Below are 16,825 nucleotides of genomic sequence, written 5' to 3' on the forward strand. Positions count from 1 at the left end.
GATCGTTCCCACGCTCCGCGTGGGAATGCCTCAACGGACGCTCCGCGTTCGGCTTTTGGGACGCAGAGCGTCCCGGGCTGCATTCCCACGCAGAGCGTGGGAACGATCAATGGTGGTGTGTCAGTAACCTTGGGTGCGGTCGATCTGGCCCACCATTGGCTTACCCTGCTCATACCGCCGAATATTCTCCAACAACACCCCAAACGCACTCTCCGGTTGTGTCATCGCCGCAATATGCGGTGTCAGCAGAATCTGCGGATGATCCCAAAACGGATGATCCGCCGGCGCCGGCTCTTCCTGTAGCACATCGAGTACCGCGCCACTGAGCTGCCCGCTGTCCAGCGCCTCCAGCAAATCACGTTCGACCAGATGCCCACCACGGCCCATGTTGATCAACGCCGCGCCAGAGGGCAATTGTCGGAACAACTCACGATCAAGAATGCCCTGGGTCTGCTCAGTCAGCGGCAGCACGCACAACAAGATGTCGCACTGGCTGAGGAACGCCGGCAGTTGCTCGCGACCGGCATAGCACTCCACGCCAGCGACCTGATGAGCACTGCGCGCCCAACCCGATAAGGCAAAGCCCATAGGCTGCAACGTCGCCAGAATCTGCTGAGCCTGGGTGCCAAGGCCCATGACCCCGATCCGCCGTGTGGCCGCCGGTTGCAGCAAGTGCGCCTGCCAGCACCGCGCCATTTGCTGCTGGCGATAACGCAGCATGTCCCGGTGCAGGCTCAGCACCGCGAAACTGGCGTACTCGCACATGCCGCGGGTGATGCCGGGGTCCAGCAGGCGCACCACTGGCAAGCTCGTCGGCAAGCGACTGAGGTCCAGTTGATCGACCCCGGCGGACAGCGCAAACAGCACTTTTAAATTCGGCAGCACAGCCTCGAGATCGTCGGGTGCCTGCCAGGCGGCGAGGTATTCGATGTCCGCGGGATCACCGATGTCCGGCCAGGCGCGCCATTCAATATCCGGGGCGTGTTCGGCGAACAGCGCTTTCCACTGTTCGCCGCGCACAGGGTCAGCTTTATAAAGCAGGGCCATGGGCATGTCCTGAAGGATGAAGGTGCTGTCCATCATCGCGCAACATTAGCGCAGGATCTGTCGAAAGGGCCGGGTTAAACGGGTTTCGCGACGTTCGATCGGAGACGGCCCGGCAGATTCGGCGGGCGAAAGGAATCTGCCGTTTGGCGGGGTGAAAACAGTCGATCCGAATTTCTCAGGGGCCAAGTTCGGCGTAGATCGTTTCGCGCAAGGCTTAACCTGAACACCATCGCAACCACCTCCCGGTTGCCGGACTCACGATGGGAAATGCCATGAATAGCAAAGTCGACGAAACCCCTCATTTGCTCCGTCAGCGCGATCAATTCGTGCCACGTGGCCTGGTGACCGCTCACCCGTTGGTGATCGATCGCGCCCAAGGTGCCGAGTTGTGGGACGTGGACGGCAAGCGCTACCTGGATTTTGTCGGCGGCATCGGTGTGCTGAACATCGGTCACAACCACCCGAAGGTGGTCGCTGCGGTGCAGGCTCAATTGCAAAAGGTCTCTCACGCCTGTTTCCAGGTGGTTGCCTATAAGCCTTATCTTGATCTGGCCCAGCGCCTGTGCGAAATGATCGGTGGCCAAGAAGCGTATAAAGCGGCCTTCTTCACCTCTGGCGCCGAGGCGGTGGAAAATGCCGTGAAGATCGCCCGCGCCCACACCAACCGCTCGGCAGTGATCGCTTTTCGCGGCGGCTTCCACGGCCGTACCTTGCTCGGCACCACGCTGACCGGCATGAGCCAGCCGTACAAGCAGAACTTCGGGCCGTTCGCGCCGGAGGTCTTCCACACCCCGTATCCGAATGCCTATCGCGGCGTCACCAGCGAAATGGCGCTCAAGGCCCTCGACGAGTTGCTGGCCACCCAGGTTGCCCCTGAGCGTGTCGCCGCGATCATCATTGAACCGGTGCAGGGCGACGGCGGTTTCCTTTCGGCGCCGGCGGAGTTTCTCCAAGCCCTGCGCGCGCTGACTGAAAAGCACGGCATCGTGCTGATTCTCGATGAAATCCAGACCGGTTTCGGCCGTACCGGCAAGTGGTTCGGTTTTCAGCACGCCGGCATTCAGCCGGACCTGGTGACCGTCGCCAAGAGCCTGGCCGGTGGCTTGCCATTATCCGGGGTGGTCGGCAAGGCCGAGATCATGGACGCGCCGCTGCCTGGTGGCCTGGGCGGCACTTACGGTGGCAACGCGTTGTCATGCGCCGCCGCGCTGGCGGTGATCGAGGTCTTCGAGCAGGAACAATTGCTGGCCCGCGGCGAAGCACTGGGCGAGCGTTTGCGGCAGGGGCTGGTGCGTTTGCAGGCCCGCCACGCGCAAATCGGCGACGTGCGCGGCGCCGGGTTCATGCTGGCGATCGAATTGATCAAGAATGACGAGGCCCGCACGCCGGACGCCGACCTGAATCAGCGACTGATTGATGAGGCCCGGGCCGGCGGTTTGCTGGTGATCAAATGCGGTGTGTACCGCAACGTGCTGCGCTTCCTCGCACCGCTGGTGACCACAGAAGCACAGGTCGATGAAGCGCTGCAGATTCTTGAAGCGGCATTGGCACGGGTCTTGAACTGAGCTCATGCTGGCTCGGGGCGGTACCGCCAGGTATCGCCCGTGAGCGTTTATGGAGCATGGATTGATGGAATGCATCATCGGAGGCTTTGCGCACCATGGGGCTGACTGATTATCGAGCACTGCTCATCGATTGCGATGAGGTCCTGGTCGATCGGGACACGGGTGTCTGGACGGCACTGCAACCGCTGCTGGACAGCCGAGGCGGTCATCCGGAAAAGGAACAGGTGCTGGCCGAATACAGCGAGGTGGTGCGTGCGCTCTATCCGCGCTTCGGTGAGCTGGGCTTCAGTGGCCTGTTGTGTTTCGCCCATCGCCAGTTGGCCGAGCGCTGGGACCTGAAGGCAAGCTGGGAGGAGGGCATGAGCTTTGCCCGTTCGGTGGCCGGTTGGTCGCTGTTCGAGGACGCGCCCGGGGCGATGTTGTACCTGCGCAAGTTCTACCGCTTGCTGGTGCACGGCGACCGGGATGCCGAGGATCGAGGGCTGCTGTGCGAGCGACTGGGGATCATGCCCGACGATTTCATCTCACTGGCCAGCGACCCTTTGCTCGATCCAGAGTGGTTGAAGGCCAATGAACTTGAAGCGGGTAACATCCTGCAAGTGACCCGTCCTTCGGCCGGTCGGCAGGCCGTCACTGACGTGTGCCTGATCTGTCGTAGCCGGTCAAAACACCCCACGCCGTGCGCGGCGGATTACTGTATTAACAGCATGGCGGATCTGGTGGCGCAGCATCAGCTGTCTTTACGGCGCTGATTTTGCTAGAAGATTGTCTTACAAACGGCAGTCAAGAGGTACGCAATGGAAGGTTTAGTAAAACTGGACCGGATCGACATCAGCATCTTGGTTGAGCTGCAAAAGGACGGGCGCATGACCAACGTCAGCCTGGCCGATGCGGTGGGATTGTCGGCCAGTCCCTGCCTGCAACGGGTCAAGCGGCTGGAGTCGGCCGGCTATATTTCCAGCTACAAGGCGCACCTGAATCTGGCCAAGATCACCGATTCGGTGACGGTGTTTACCGAAATCACCTTGAGCGACCACAAGCGCGAAGACTTCGCCAAGTTCGAGTCCAATATCCGTCTGGTGGACGAAGTGCTCGAATGCCATTTGATCAGCGGTGGCTACGATTATCTGGTGCGCTTCATGACCCGCAGCATCCAGCATTACCAGGAAGTGATCGAAAGCCTGCTGGACAAGAACATCGGCATCTCCAAGTACTTCAGTTACATCGTCATCAAGTCTCCGGTGCTCAAGGACGGTGTGCCGCTGCGCAAGCTCCTGCGCCACTGAAACATTCCCTTCCCTATGTATTGCGCTTTTGTAGGAGCCAGGCTTGCCGGCGAAGGCGATTTCACGGACGCCTTCGCGGGCAAGTCGGACCGCCGCACCGCTCGCGCCTACAAGTCCAATGATGCACCTCGATTGGACACTGCCACCGTAGAACATCCCCTGGCGCTTCATGCTGGCGCAAGCCGCATAAACGGCTGTTTCAAGCCACAAAAACAGTTGCCGATTGCCCCGTGTGCGTTGATTTCGGAACAATGCGCAAAAGTCTCTGCGGTGTAATGCGTTCAGAGAGAGGGGAGCGGTGAGTTGTCTGGCCGGTTTCGATAAAACGAAGCGGCTGCAACGACCCGCTGAATAACACCAATCGGAGCGTAAAAAAATGCGAATGAGCAGCGCAAAAGCACTATTGGGTTACGGCGTCTTCATGCTGGCGAGCAGCAGCGAGGCGCATCAAATCTGGTATGAACAACCACCCGGGCAACCCCTGGCGTTGTACTACGGCGAATATGACAAGAACATGCTGGAAGTCACACCGGGCGGGATGGACCGGTTCCAGCAACTCAAGGGCTGGTCGATCAGCAACAGGTCCCAGCCGTTAACCCTGACCTTGCAGCGTCAGGCCTTTGCGGTGGCCCATCAAACCAAGGCAGATGATTCGCTGCTGGCCCAGGACCCGCACTATCCGATCTTCGACCTTCATGAGGCGGACAAGGCGCTGAAGACGCACTGGACACCGGCAACCCGTTGGGTCGGTGACTTGCGCGCGCGCACCCCGGAACTGACCCTGGACATCGTGCCGACCGGCGTTGCCGAGGCTGGCAAGGCGCAGTTCCAGGTGTTCTATGCGTCCAAACCGTTGGCCGACCAGGACGTGGTGCTGGAAACCGGTTCCGGTGAAGTGTTCACCCAGCGCACCGACGCCGCGGGCAAAGTCAGCTTCGAGCTGCCGTGGCAGGGCACCTACGTGGTGGCCGTGGAATACAAGGACCGCACGCCCGGCGAGCGCATCAGTCCTCAAGGCAAAGCCGAACCGTTCGATATAAAGAGCTTCAGTTCGACACTGTCGTTCTATCGATCACAGGGCCAGACGCCATTGCCGCGCGCGCCGTCGCAACTGCCGGCATCGGAAGTCGCCAGGCTGAAGAAACAGGCCTGACCCCTCGACCACTACATGAGTGACTGATATGACCCAATCTTCAGGATTGGCAGGGCAGGCGACAGCCGCTTCCCCTGCGCTTGCAACCAGTGCCGTCAAGGCCAACACCCGAATGCTGGCGATCGACGCCCTGCGCGGTTTCGTCATGCTGTTGATGCTGATCGACCATGTGCGGGAAACCTTTCTGCTGCACCGTCAGGTCACCGACCCTATCGATGCGTTGAGCGTCACGCCGGACCTGTATTTCACCCGCATGCTCAGCGAGATCTGCGCGCCGGCGTTCATCTTCCTCACCGGTTTGTCGGCCTGGCTCTACAGCCAGAAACACACGGCGAAAGAAACCTCGGTGTTCCTGCTCAAGCGCGGGTTGTTCCTGGTGTTTCTCGAAGTCACCTTTGTGTGTTTTGCCTGGAACGCCGAGTTTCCGCCCAAGACCCTGTGGCTGCAGGTGATCTGGTGTATCGGCATTTGCATGATCGTGCTCGCCGGGTTGCTGCACTTCAAACGCAGTTGGCTGATCGTGCTCGGCGTGGCCATTGTTGCCGGGCACAACCTGCTCGATGGCGTGACCGTGGGGCCGGAGTCGCCGTTCTTCGTGCCGTGGTCGATCCTGCATCAGCGGGTGTTCATCGACATCACCGAATTCACCCGGGCCCGCACCACGTACCCGGTATTGCCCTGGATTGGCGTGATCCTGCTGGGGTGGGGGATCGGGCCGTGGTTCGGCAAGGACATGGACCCGGCCGAGCGGATTTCCCGCCTGCTCAAACTGGGCGCCGGCCTGCTGGTGGCGTTCGTGTTCATTCGCTACCTGAACGTCTATGGCGAGAAACCCTGGGTGCAGACCGGTGATTCGCTGCGCACCTTCATGAGTTTCATGAGCGCCAAGAAGTACCCGCCCTCGCTGATGTTCCTGATGCCGACGATTGGCCTTTCGCTGATGTTGCTGGCGTTGTTCGAGAAGCTGCAGGATCGCTGGTCCACCGCGACCCTGGCGATTTACGGCGGGGCGCCGATGTTCTTCTATTTGCTGCACTTGTACGTGCTCAAGGGCATGTACCTGGTGGCGGTCGCGATCTGGGGCGCCAATCAGGGTGCCTACTATGGCTTCGATAATCTGCCCACGGTATGGCTGTGGAGTGTGATCCTCGGGGTGTTGCTGTTCTTCCCGACGCGCTGGTTCGCCCACCTTAAACAGCGCCGTCGCGATATCGCGATCCTCAAATACCTCTGAGGTGACCTACGGTGTCCCCCGTTCGGCGGGACACCTTGCAGACCCCGAATTCTGTGGAGTTGCACTGTGAAAACCCTATCGACGCACACCCTGCTATTGGCATTGGGAGGGCAGTCCCTGCTCGCCCTGGCTTCAGAGCAAGACACCGCTAAAGGCTTTATCGAAGACAGCCAATGGAGCCTGCTCAACCGCAGCCTCTACGACCGTCGGGACTATCAACACGGCTCAGTGAGCAATGGCGCGCGCAATGCCTTTAAGCCCCGTTCGCAACGCAGTGACCTGGCCGAAGAGTGGGCCTACGGCCTGATGGCCGATTTCATGTCCGGCTACACCGCAGGCACCGTAGGGTTGGGCCTGGACGCCCATGTGTATTCCGGCTGGGAACTGGACAGCGGCGGCGGGCGGGCCGGCAAGGCGCGGGTATTGGGGGTGGACAATGAGGGCCACCCCAAGGATGAGTTCAGCCGAGGCGGTGCCGTGGCCAAACTGCGGTTTTCCTCGACTGAATTGCGTTACGGCGAGCAGCGGGTAAAAACGCCCGTGTTCGGTTCATCCGACAGTCGCTTGCTGCCGGAGACCGCCACCGGCTGGCTACTGACCAGTCGCGAACTGCCCGCCACCACCCTGTATGGCGGGCATTTCAACGAGAGCACGGATCGCAACGCCAGCAGCCATGACCAAGGGTTTGTGGTCAATTACTCCAACGGCAAACAGGGCGACAGCTTCGATCTGGTGGGGGTGCGCAACACGGCAGTCAAAGGGCTCAACGCCAGCCTGTTCAGCGCGGACTACGCCGACACCTGGCGACAGCACTACCTGGGCGCGGTCTACACCCAGCCGTTGGCGGAAGGCCAGGACTTGATCTTTGATCTCAATCTGTACCGAACCCAGGACACCGGCAAAGCCTTGTCCGGCCGCATCGACAACACCACCTGGAGTTTGCTGTCGACCTACAAGCTCGGCGCCCACAGCTTCGGCCTGGGCTATCAAAAGGTCGATGGCGACACGCCTTTCGATTACGTGACCCGTGGCGCGATTTACCTGAGCAACGCCGTGGCACTGTCCGATTTCAACGCGCCCCGAGAGGCTTCCTGGCAAGCGCGCTACGACCTGAACATGGCCGGTTACGGCATTCCCGGACTGACCTTCGGCGCACTGTATGTTCGCGGCAACGGCATCGACGGCACTCACATGGACCCCAACGGCGGCTACAAGTGGCTGGGTTACGGGCAGGGCGGCAAGCACTGGGAACGTGATCTGCAGGCCAAATACGTGGTGCAGTCGGGCGTCGCGAAAAACCTCGCGTTCAGCCTGCGCCATGCAGTTCATCGCGGGAATGCGGCGCAAGCAGAGCTGGACGCCAATCAGATCCGCCTGGCGATCGAATACCCGCTGGGTGGCAAATTCTGATCCGGAACGGGATCGCCTTTGTGCACTTTTATAAGGCCGCGCAACACGCCTCTGCACTATGCGAAGGCAAACATCCGGCGTTCATGAGCACCCTTGGTCAACGTTTACTGGCGCAAGGACTGCCAATGGCCGACTGGCACAAAGTCTGCAAGACACTGTTCAGGCCCACTGTGAATGCAGTCGAGTGGGCAGCCCCTTCGGTCAACGACGATCGATTGGCCGAACAGGTCGTGGGCAACATCGGTGGATCCGGCATAGATGCCTGACTTAGCACCGTAAATGAACAGGCAAAGACGCCTGGAACCGCAAGGTTTCAGGCGTTTTTTTTTGCTTTTTGAACAGCTATAGACGGGTGTCTCTTATGAATTCCAATGTTGCCACTTTGAACAAGCTGCAAACGCTGATCGTGATCGGCAATGGCATGGTCGGACATCATTGTGTCGAACAGCTGATCGAACGCGGTGCCCTTGATCACTATCGGCTGCACGTCTTCAGCGAAGAGCCGATGCGTGCCTACGACCGCGTGCACCTTTCCGAGTACTTCTCCGGCCGTGATGCCGAGTCGCTGGCCCTCGGTGCAGCCTCGCTGTACCAGACACCCGGCGTCACCCTGCATTTGGGTGTGCCGGTATTGGAAATCGACCGCGTCCGTCGCCAGGTGATCACCGCGCAAGGGTGTATCTCTTACGACAAATTGGTGCTGGCCACCGGGTCCTATCCGTTTGTGCCGCCGATCGAAGGCGCCGAGGGCGATTCGCGCCTGGTGTATCGCACCCTTGAAGACCTCGACGCCATCCGTGCCGCGGCGACCAACGCCCGACGCGGTGTGGTGGTTGGCGGTGGTTTGCTGGGCCTGGAGGCCGCCAACGCCCTGAAAACCCTGGGGCTGGAAGCTCATGTGGTGGAATTCGCCCCGCGCCTGATGCCGGTGCAGCTGGACGAGTACGGTGGCCTGGCGCTCAAGGCGCAGATCGAGCGGCTCGGCGTCGGTGTGCACCTGTCGCGCGGCACGCAATCGATCAGCGCCGGCGAGGAATACCGCTACCGGATGAATTTTGCCAATGACGAATTTCTTGAAACTGACCTGATCGTGTTCTCCGCCGGTATCCGTGCGCAAGATGCGCTGGCCCGTCAATGCTCGCTGGAAGTCGGCCCGCGCGGCGGAGTCGTGATTGACGACCAATGCCTGAGCAGCGATCCGAACATCTACGCCATCGGCGAGTGTGCCGCCTGGAATGGCAGCATTTTTGGTCTGGTTGCACCCGGTTACCAGATGGCTCGCGGTGTTGCCGCATTGCTGTGCAACGAGGCGGCCGAGCCGTTCATGGGCGCGGACATGTCGACCAAGCTCAAGCTGCTGGGCGTCGATGTCGGTTCCATCGGCGACGCGCACGGCAGCACGCCGGGCGCGCGCAGTTATCAGTTCATCGACGAAACCACGGCCAGCTACCGACGCTTGGTGGTGGATGCAACGGGCAAGCACGTACTCGGTGCGGTGCTGGTCGGTGACAACAGCTATTACGACACGCTGCTGCAATACATGCAGAACGCGATTGCGCTGCCGACGGAACCCGCCAGCCTGATTCTGCCGTCGTCCGAAGGCGCGCCGACCCTGGGCCCGGGCGCCTTGCCCGAATCGGCAACGGTCTGCTCGTGCCACAACGTCACCAAGGGTTCCATTTGCTCGGCCATCGACGGTGGTTGCACCGACCTCGGCCTGCTCAAATCGCAGACTAAAGCCTGCACCGGTTGCGGCGGTTGTGCCGGGCTGCTCAAGCAGGTCTTCGAGCATGAGTTGATTGCCCGTGGCGTCAGCGTCGACAAAAGTCTGTGCGAACACTTTGCCTATACCCGTCAGGAGCTGTATGCGCTGGTGCGGGTAGAAGGGGTGATCACCTTCGAAGAACTGCTGGCCAAGCATGGCCGTGGCCACACCGGTTGCGACGTGTGCAAACCGGCGGTGGGCTCGATCCTCGCGTCGTGCTGGAATCAGCCGATCATGGACGCCTCGCTGGTGCCGCTGCAGGACACCAACGACACCTTCATGGCCAACATGCAAAAGAATGGCACTTATTCGGTGGTGCCGCGTATTCCTGGTGGTGAGATCACCGCCGACAAACTGATCGCGATCGGTGTGGTGGCGAAGAAATACGACCTCTACACCAAAATCACCGGCGGCCAGCGTATCGACCTGTTTGGCGCGCAGTTGCATGAACTGCCGGACATCTGGGCCGAGCTGATTGAAGCCGGTTTCGAAACCGGGCACGCCTACGGCAAGTCGACCCGGACGGTGAAGTCCTGTGTCGGCAGTACCTGGTGCCGTTATGGCGTGCAAGACAGTGTGCAAATGGCCCTGACCATTGAGGACCGCTACAAGGGTTTGCGCTCGCCACACAAGCTCAAGTTTGCGGTGTCCGGTTGCACCCGTGAATGCGCTGAAGCCCAGAGCAAAGATGTCGGCGTGATCGCCACCGAGAAGGGCTGGAACCTCTACATCGCCGGTAACGGCGGCATGCGCCCGCGCCATGCCGAACTGTTCGCTATCGACCTCGACGATGCGACTCTGATCCGCTACATCGACCGTTTCCTGATGTTCTACATCCGCACCGCCGACAAATTGCAGCGCACCTCGGTGTGGCGCGAAAGCCTGGAGGGCGGCCTCGATTACCTCAAAGACGTGATCATCAACGACAGCCTCGGGCTGGGTGAAGAGCTCGAATCGCAGATGCAGTTGGTGGTCAGCCGCTATGAGTGCGAGTGGGCCAACGCCCTCAAAGACCCGGAAAAGCTCAAGCGCTTCCGTACCTTCGTCAACGATAAACGCCCGGACCCGGACATCCACTTTGTCCAGGAGCGCGGCCAGCGGCGCCCGATCATGGCCGCCGAACTCAACCTTATCCCTGTCACCGAGGAGATTGCCTGATGAGCCAGTCCAATACCCAACGCATCGATTCCCTGGAAAACACCGAGGCCTGGCAAACGGTGTGTGAGCAACAGGATCTGGTCGACAACTCCGGCGTCGTCGTCTGGCTCGACGGCGCGCAAGTGGCGCTGTTCTACCTGCCGGGTGCCGAGGGTCGGACCCTCTACGCCATCGACAACCATGACCCGCAATCTGGGGCGAATGTTATCGGTCGCGGGTTGGTCGGCAGCATCAAGGGGGATCTGGTCGTTGCATCGCCGATCTACAAACAGCATTTCCGTCTTGAGGACGGTAGCTGCCTGGAGTACCCGCAACAGCGGCTGCGAGTTTGGCCGGTGCGGTTGAACAGCGGCGTGGTGGAAGTCGGGGTGCACTTATGAAAACAGCCGCACAGCTGCTGAAACTCAAGGTCGTGCAAAACCGCCAGGTGCATAGCATCGCGCCCGATGAAATGGTACTTGAGGCCCTCAAGATCATGGCCGAAAAGAACGTCGGTGCACTTCCCGTGATAGAAAAGGGGCAGGTGGTCGGGGTGATCAGCGAGCGCGACTATGCCCGCAAGGTCGTGCTGCAGGGACGCTCTTCGGTGGGAACGCCGGTGCGCGACATCATGAGCGCACCCGTGGTGACTGCGCCGAGTCAGCAGAGCATCGAGCGCTGCATGGCGGTCATGACCGACAGTCATCTGCGTCACTTGCCGGTGGTGGAGGATGGCGAACTGATTGGTCTGTTATCGATTGGTGATCTGGTCAAAGAAGCCATCGTCGAACAGGCCGATCTGATTCGGCAACTGGAGCATTACATTCGTGGGCATTAAACGAATCAGCGGCACGGCAAATGGGGGGTTGCGGGTTTCTAGAATTTTTTTTGAAATCAAGGGGTTGCCAGCCTCGGGAAATCAGTACATAATTCACGCCATCGAAAGCACTGACCGCTGAAAAAGCTCAATGTTTTCAAGGAGTTAGATCACGTATCTTACTTCAAGTTTGTACGCGTTTGATGTTGTGCTACATGACATCAGATGTTTGAGGCCGAGTAGCAAAATGGTTATGCAGTGGATTGCAAATCCACCTACGCCGGTTCGATTCCGACCTCGGCCTCCACTTTAAACGAGCTCCGTAGATCTATGATTTACGGAGCTTTTTTATTTGCACTGTCCTGCAAGATTTAGTCTTGAAAAGGGCAGTCGCGAACTTGCTTCACTGGAGCGGGATGTATATATTTCCCCCTCTGCTGCACAAGCGTCAGAACTGCCAGATCGTTATTTGACAGTCTTCAGACTGCTTCACCGCGCTACCGCCCGAATGGCGAAACTGGTAGACGCATGGGACTTAAAATCCCCCGCTCGTAAGGGCGTGCCGGTTCGATTCCGGCTTCGGGCACCATGAATATCAAGGGCTTGCGTGACATACCTCACGCAAGCCCTTATTTATTTGCTCCGCAAAATCCAATCTCTGCTCCGCAATTCACTACCATCGGTCATTTCGTCGGCGTGACTTTCATTCCTTTGCGCATCCGAATGTACTGCTCTGTCATACCGACGGTGGTGTGCCCCAGTTGATCGCGGGCTGCCCGTATATTGCCTGTCGATTCCTCCTATCTGTCGCCGCCTTCGCCCGCAAATATCGCATCTGAAAGTCCGCTTTAGGAATGCCGGCGGCCTCCCGCGCATCATCAAGTCTTTGTCTAAGCATGCTTGTCGTAATCGGCTGCCCGTTCTCCATAACGACCAGGCGAGTAGAACGAATCTTGTATCCGGCCTTACCCGTCTCGGCGACGGCAATGAAATATCGAAGAGGTCGCAGTTCCCTGGTGCCCTCATGCCTGTCAGGTATGTGTCCACGCTTACAAAGTCTTTTTCAACTTCGCCGTAAGCTCCTAGCTTGTTGGCTATGGCGGCCTTGGGGAACTCCTCCCATTTGGTCGTATCGATGTCGCGACGCGCAGTTCAATTTATGACGACTTCTGCCATCGCGGTTGGCGATGGCAGGCTCGCGAATGCCTGATATACACCCCCATCCTTCGCTTCTAGTATCGATCGCAGATGACCATTCGCCTGCAAACGTCCTTCACTGGCCGGGCGAGTTTCCGAAAATAATAAGTTGAATCCCACGAGGTTCCCCCATGAAAAACATTACTGCAGGGCCGGCGGTATCCGTCGCTTCCGTGGACGGCAGCGGTAAGCTGACCGCCAGCCAGCGTTACATGACTTTGGGCGGCTCCTGGGCGGCATGGTTGTTCGATGCCCTGGATGCCACGGTTTTCGGATTTGTCTTGCTCGCCGTCGCTAAGACTTTTTCTGTTGGTATGGGCGATGTCGTCTCGACTGTGGCCTGGTTCCTGTTGGCGACCGGTATCGGCGGCTTCTGCCTTGGGAACATCTCCGACAAGATCGGCCGCAAGAAAACCATGATGATTTCTGTGTTCGTCTACGGTACCGGCACCTTGCTCTGTGGGTTTGCCGACAGCCTTTGGCAGCTCAATGTGTTCCGCTTCTGCGTCGGCATCGCCGTCGGTGGCTTGTGGTCCGCCGCTGCAGCGCTGATTTCGGAGATCTGGCCTCCGGCCGGTCGCGCCAAGGCCTTTGCGGTGATGCAGACCGGTTGGTCGGGTGGTGGTCTGCTGGCGGCGATTTTCGCCTGGAGCTTCCTGGACGGCAGCAACTCTGAATCCTGGCGGACGCTGTTCATCTATGCCTCGATCCCGGCCTATTTCACCCTGGTGTTCATCTGGCTGTTCGTCAAGGAGTCGCCGGTATGGTTGGCCAACCGCGAATTCATGCGCCATAACACCGACAAAGGCCGGCTGATGGAAATCTTCCGCCCGCAGTACCTGAAAACGACCCTGCTGGGCCTGAGCATTTCGATACTGGGCATGTACGGCTACTGGATCATCACCACCTTCATGCCGGCTTACCTGCAGAATATTCTGAATGTGCGTATCGATCAGGCACCGGTGTTTGTCATCTGGATCGGCATTGGCGCCACCATCGGTTATCTGGCCTACGGCTACCTGGCCGAAAGTATCGGTCGTCGCTTGTCGTTTGCGGTTTTCTTTGCTGGCATGGCGGTCATGGTGCCCGTATTTGCCTATTCGGTGACCTTGATGCCTTTGACGGACGGCAAGCTTCTGCTCACCACTCAGAACGTCATCACCCTCGGTTCGTTGGCTGCATTGCTGGGCTTCTTCACCGGTTATTTCAGTGGCTTCGGCGCCTGGTACTCGGAACTGTTCCCCACCAGCATCCGCTCCACCGCGTCGGGCTTCTGCTTCAACTTCGGCCGCGTCGGCGCCATTGCCGGCATCAAGCTGGTCCCTGTTTTGATTCCACTTATCGGCTTCACGGCCACGATCTCGCTCGCCTCCGTTTCCTACGTAATTGCTGCCGTCATGGTGTTCACCCTTCAGGAAACCAAGGGTGTTCAATTGACCAGCGGCAACTGAAATTCGATTTTTTAGAGGACTGAACCATGAAAAACTTTCGTATCGGCCAAATCGTTCCCAGCTCCAACACCACGATGGAAACCGAAATCCCTGCGATGCTGACCTCGCGTTACTCGCTGTTTCCGGAAGAGCATTTCACCTTCCACTCGTCGCGCATGCGCATGATGAACGTCAGCCCGGAAGAGCTGAAAAAGATGGACATCGACAGCGACCGTTGCGCGCTGGAACTGAGCGATGCCCGCGTTGACGTCATGGCCTACGCCTGTCTGGTGGCGATCATGTGCCAAGGTGCTGGCTATCACAAAGTGTCCCAGGATCGCCTGAGCAAAACCGTCGAAGCCAACAAGGCGCCGACCCCGGTGCTCAGCTCGGCCGGTGCGCTGATCGACAGCCTCAACCTGATGAACTACAAAAAAGTCTCGATCATCACCCCCTACATGAAGCCGCTGACCCAACAGGTCATCGACTACATCGAAGCGGCGGGCATCGAAGTCGTCGACTCCATTAGCCTGGAAGTATCCGACAACCTGGAGGTGGGCCGTCTGGACCCAATGAACCTGGTTGCCCACGCTGATCGGTTGAACATCGGACAGGCCGATGGTGTGGTGCTGTCGTGCTGCGTCCAGATGCCATCTTTGCCAGCGATTCAAGTCGTGCAGGATCGTCTCGGCAAGCCAGTGCTGTCGGCCGCGGTCGCCACCGTGTACCAGATCCTGAAAACCCTCGGCCTGAAAGCCCAGGTGCCGAACGCAGGTCATCTGCTGTCCGGCCAGTACTGATAGCCGGCCATTCCAGTAGCAGGGTCATTCTGGGCGCATGAATGACGGGGTACTATGGCAGCCATTCAGGCCAGCAAGCCGGTGCCTCACATGAAGCTCGATCCCGTTTCACTGCAACTCTTCGTCAGCGTCATCGAAGAAGGCACCATCGCTGCTGCCGCCAAGCGCGAACACATCGCTGCGGCGGCGGTCAGCAAGCGCCTGAGTGAACTGGAAGAGCTGCTCGACTCGAAACTGCTGACCCGCACCAACAAAGGCGTCACCCCGACAGCGGCGGGCATTTCCCTGCTGTACATGGCCCGCAGCGCGCTGAACAACCTCAACGAAATCGTCGTGCAGATGCGCGATTATTCCCATGGACGCCGCGGCTCTGTTCATGTGCTGGCGAACATCTCTGCGATCACCCAGTTCATGCCCGGCCTGATCAAGTCGTTCATGGACCTCTACCCGCTGATCAACGTCGTCCTTGAAGAAAAGGAAAGCCTGGGCATCACCAAAGCCGTCGCCGAAAACCGTGCTGACATCGGAATCTTCACCCGGCTGCCCCACGGTGCCGACATTGAAGTCTTCCCGTTCCGTAAAGATCGCCTGATCCTGCTCGTCCCCAACGGACATCATTTGGCGGACCGCAAAACCATCAAGTTCACCGACACCCTCGACTACGAGTACGTGGCCCTGCGCAGCGGTACGCACCTGAATTTTCAGCTGATCAAAGCCGCGAACGACTTGGGGCGGTCGTTGAAGATCCGCATGGAAGTCTCCAGCTACGACGCGCTGTGCTTGATGGTTCAGGCGGGTGTCGGGATAGGCATCATGCCGCAGGGGAGTGTGGATATTTACAAGATGGACGGCGCGCGGGCGGTGGTGCTGGACGAGGAGTGGGCGTCGCGGGAATTGGCGTTGTGTGTGCGGTCGCGAGAGGGGTTGTCGATGGCGGCGGGGTTGTTTTTGAGGCATTTGATGGGGGAGTGAATGGGTCTGCGGGTTGCTGACAAAAGATCAGAAAAGTAATCCGTGGCGTCAGTGCTTCTGGTTCGGCGCCATCAGTTCGTCGAGCCGCGACAGGAACAGCTTGAGAATCGGCGAGGTGTTCGACTTGCTGTAGCCGACCGCGAGGTCGATCGTCGGCGCCTCACCCTCCAGCGGACGCCAGTCAACGGACGGCGGCAACAGATCTTTCGCATAGGCGGGCATTAGCGCCAACCCGCGGGTGGTCGCAACCAGGGAGCTGGCCATGGTCGTGCTGTCCACGCCGTGATCCAGTTTGATGTCGAGCCCGAAGCGGTGCAGATAGTCCTCGGTCACGGCGCGCAGCACTGAGGCTTTGTTCGAACCGCCGATGAAAATCTCGCCGATAAATTCCCGCGGGTGAATCGCTTCGCGACTGGTGAGACGGTGGTCACTTGGCATCAGGACGATCAGCGGCTCGTGGTCCACCACCGCGTAGGCCAGGTCGAAGGCGGGCTCGACACGGAGGAAGGCTACGTCGAGCCGGCCGCGGAATAACGCCTCGGCGAGGTCGGGCGAATAGTCGCTCGTGACCGTGACCTGGATGCTCTTCAACTCATCGCGCAGCACACGCATAGCCTGCGGGAGCCAGTTCATCTCGTGACCTGTCTGGAAGCCGATGGCGAAGGTCTTTCTTGCTGGCCGTGCGGCTCCGCGCGCCGCCTCCACTGCGGCATCGACTTGCGCCAGCGCGAGCCGGGCATGGTCGAGAAAGGCCTTGCCTGCCGCAGTCAACTCGACACCGTGAACGCTGCGAAACAGCAAATCGACCCCGACCTGGGACTCCAGGTCGCGAATCTGCCGGCTCAGCGAAGGCTGTGAGGTGCGGAGCCGGAGCTCGGCAGCCGTTGTCAGAGAGCCTTCCTCGGCCACAGCTATGAAATAACGCAGGTGCCTTAATTCCATAACCATTCCACGCCTGATAGGTATGCCCCTCAGCTTACAAAGTATTGTTCGCGGGCGCTACGCAAGCCTA

15 protein-coding genes, 2 tRNA genes and 1 pseudogene are annotated in these 16,825 nt (G+C 59.4%); 15 read left to right on the forward strand and 3 right to left on the reverse strand.

Features of this window, described 5'->3' with window-relative positions:
* Window positions 1–120: 120 nt before the first annotated feature.
* Window positions 121–1,047 (reverse strand): 2-hydroxyacid dehydrogenase, encoded by a 927-nt coding sequence (locus ACYZT5_RS06405; RefSeq protein ID WP_462050323.1) that lies wholly within the window; start codon window positions 1,045–1,047, stop codon window positions 121–123.
* 272 nt (window positions 1,048–1,319) lie between these two features.
* Here ACYZT5_RS06405 and gabT point away from each other — a divergent pair, with 272 nt between their 5' ends.
* From gabT to ACYZT5_RS06465, 12 genes are all read left to right on the forward strand, one after another.
* Window positions 1,320–2,612 carry a 4-aminobutyrate--2-oxoglutarate transaminase gene (gene gabT / locus ACYZT5_RS06410; protein ID WP_462050324.1) on the forward strand — a complete coding sequence of 431 codons (1,293 nt, stop codon included), beginning with the start codon at window positions 1,320–1,322 and terminating at the stop codon, window positions 2,610–2,612.
* Window positions 2,613–2,707: 95 nt separating this feature from the next.
* A complete protein-coding gene (locus tag ACYZT5_RS06415) occupies window positions 2,708–3,364 on the forward strand; it encodes an HAD family hydrolase (RefSeq protein ID WP_462050325.1) in 657 nt (218 codons plus the stop codon).
* Window positions 3,365–3,409: 45 nt separating this feature from the next.
* The gene (locus tag ACYZT5_RS06420) at window positions 3,410–3,898 is read left to right on the forward strand and encodes an Lrp/AsnC family transcriptional regulator (RefSeq protein WP_008055821.1); all 489 of its coding nucleotides are present in this window, start codon (window positions 3,410–3,412) and stop codon (window positions 3,896–3,898) included.
* A gap of 382 nt (window positions 3,899–4,280) precedes the next feature.
* Window positions 4,281–5,051, forward strand: coding sequence for a DUF4198 domain-containing protein (locus tag ACYZT5_RS06425; RefSeq protein WP_462050326.1), 771 nt, complete (start codon window positions 4,281–4,283; stop codon window positions 5,049–5,051).
* A 28-nt stretch (window positions 5,052–5,079) separates the two neighbouring features.
* Complete coding sequence (locus ACYZT5_RS06430; RefSeq protein WP_462050327.1) at window positions 5,080–6,285, forward strand: DUF1624 domain-containing protein; 1,206 nt, start codon at window positions 5,080–5,082, stop codon at window positions 6,283–6,285.
* 66 nt (window positions 6,286–6,351) lie between these two features.
* On the forward strand, window positions 6,352–7,695 hold the full coding sequence (locus ACYZT5_RS06435) for an OprD family porin (RefSeq protein ID WP_462050328.1): 1,344 nt from the start codon (window positions 6,352–6,354) through the stop codon (window positions 7,693–7,695).
* 20 nt (window positions 7,696–7,715) lie between these two features.
* Entirely contained in the window at window positions 7,716–7,961 is a 246-nt protein-coding gene (locus ACYZT5_RS06440) for a hypothetical protein (protein WP_462050329.1), read from the forward strand.
* Between the two features lie 95 nt (window positions 7,962–8,056).
* On the forward strand, window positions 8,057–10,618 hold the full coding sequence (gene nirB, locus ACYZT5_RS06445) for a nitrite reductase large subunit NirB (RefSeq protein WP_462050330.1): 2,562 nt from the start codon (window positions 8,057–8,059) through the stop codon (window positions 10,616–10,618).
* Window positions 10,618–10,998, forward strand: a complete 381-nt coding sequence (gene nirD / locus ACYZT5_RS06450; protein WP_462050331.1) for a nitrite reductase small subunit NirD — start codon at window positions 10,618–10,620, stop codon at window positions 10,996–10,998. The genes nirB and nirD overlap by 1 nt, the downstream gene beginning before the upstream one ends.
* Window positions 10,995–11,435, forward strand: a complete 441-nt coding sequence (locus tag ACYZT5_RS06455) for a CBS domain-containing protein (protein ID WP_462050332.1) — start codon at window positions 10,995–10,997, stop codon at window positions 11,433–11,435. Before nirD ends, ACYZT5_RS06455 begins: the two co-directional genes overlap by 4 nt.
* A gap of 212 nt (window positions 11,436–11,647) precedes the next feature.
* Window positions 11,648–11,721 (forward strand) — tRNA-Cys (locus tag ACYZT5_RS06460).
* Between the two features lie 195 nt (window positions 11,722–11,916).
* Window positions 11,917–12,003: transfer RNA gene (locus tag ACYZT5_RS06465), tRNA-Leu, on the forward strand.
* Window positions 12,004–12,097: 94 nt separating this feature from the next.
* Here ACYZT5_RS06465 and ACYZT5_RS06470 read toward each other — a convergent pair.
* A pseudogene (locus ACYZT5_RS06470) lies at window positions 12,098–12,381 on the reverse strand (tyrosine-type recombinase/integrase); the annotation flags it as partial.
* 361 nt (window positions 12,382–12,742) lie between these two features.
* On the opposite strand from ACYZT5_RS06470, the gene ACYZT5_RS06475 reads away from it, so the two are divergent.
* Genes ACYZT5_RS06475 through ACYZT5_RS06485 form a run of 3 tightly spaced genes read left to right on the forward strand, consistent with a single transcriptional unit; the run spans window position 12,743 to window position 15,813 of the window.
* A complete protein-coding gene (locus tag ACYZT5_RS06475; protein ID WP_462050333.1) occupies window positions 12,743–14,062 on the forward strand; it encodes an MFS transporter in 1,320 nt (439 codons plus the stop codon).
* A 26-nt stretch (window positions 14,063–14,088) separates the two neighbouring features.
* On the forward strand, window positions 14,089–14,841 hold the full coding sequence (locus ACYZT5_RS06480) for a maleate cis-trans isomerase family protein (protein ID WP_462050334.1): 753 nt from the start codon (window positions 14,089–14,091) through the stop codon (window positions 14,839–14,841).
* A 54-nt stretch (window positions 14,842–14,895) separates the two neighbouring features.
* Window positions 14,896–15,813, forward strand: a complete 918-nt coding sequence (locus tag ACYZT5_RS06485; protein WP_462050335.1) for a LysR family transcriptional regulator — start codon at window positions 14,896–14,898, stop codon at window positions 15,811–15,813.
* A gap of 48 nt (window positions 15,814–15,861) precedes the next feature.
* On the opposite strand, the gene ACYZT5_RS06490 is transcribed toward ACYZT5_RS06485, so the two are convergent.
* Complete coding sequence (locus ACYZT5_RS06490) at window positions 15,862–16,755, reverse strand: LysR substrate-binding domain-containing protein (protein WP_462050336.1); 894 nt, start codon at window positions 16,753–16,755, stop codon at window positions 15,862–15,864.
* Window positions 16,756–16,825: the final 70 nt, after the last annotated feature.

The sequence above is a fragment of the Pseudomonas sp. LB3P14 genome (assembly GCF_054898045.1).

Coding starts and splice junctions, on each gene's coding strand:
- ACYZT5_RS06420 (WP_008055821.1), top strand. CDS start 3,410: ATGGAAGGTTTAGTAAAACTGGACCGGATCGACATCAGCATCTTGGTT.
- ACYZT5_RS06485 (WP_462050335.1), top strand. CDS start 14,896: ATGGCAGCCATTCAGGCCAGCAAGCCGGTGCCTCACATGAAGCTCGAT.
- ACYZT5_RS06455 (WP_462050332.1), top strand. CDS start 10,995: ATGAAAACAGCCGCACAGCTGCTGAAACTCAAGGTCGTGCAAAACCGC.
- ACYZT5_RS06490 (WP_462050336.1), bottom strand. CDS start 16,755: ATGGAATTAAGGCACCTGCGTTATTTCATAGCTGTGGCCGAGGAAGGC.
- gabT (WP_462050324.1), top strand. CDS start 1,320: ATGAATAGCAAAGTCGACGAAACCCCTCATTTGCTCCGTCAGCGCGAT.
- ACYZT5_RS06480 (WP_462050334.1), top strand. CDS start 14,089: ATGAAAAACTTTCGTATCGGCCAAATCGTTCCCAGCTCCAACACCACG.
- ACYZT5_RS06415 (WP_462050325.1), top strand. CDS start 2,708: ATGGGGCTGACTGATTATCGAGCACTGCTCATCGATTGCGATGAGGTC.
- nirB (WP_462050330.1), top strand. CDS start 8,057: ATGAATTCCAATGTTGCCACTTTGAACAAGCTGCAAACGCTGATCGTG.
- ACYZT5_RS06475 (WP_462050333.1), top strand. CDS start 12,743: ATGAAAAACATTACTGCAGGGCCGGCGGTATCCGTCGCTTCCGTGGAC.
- ACYZT5_RS06425 (WP_462050326.1), top strand. CDS start 4,281: ATGAGCAGCGCAAAAGCACTATTGGGTTACGGCGTCTTCATGCTGGCG.
- ACYZT5_RS06430 (WP_462050327.1), top strand. CDS start 5,080: ATGACCCAATCTTCAGGATTGGCAGGGCAGGCGACAGCCGCTTCCCCT.
- nirD (WP_462050331.1), top strand. CDS start 10,618: ATGAGCCAGTCCAATACCCAACGCATCGATTCCCTGGAAAACACCGAG.
- ACYZT5_RS06405 (WP_462050323.1), bottom strand. CDS start 1,047: ATGGCCCTGCTTTATAAAGCTGACCCTGTGCGCGGCGAACAGTGGAAA.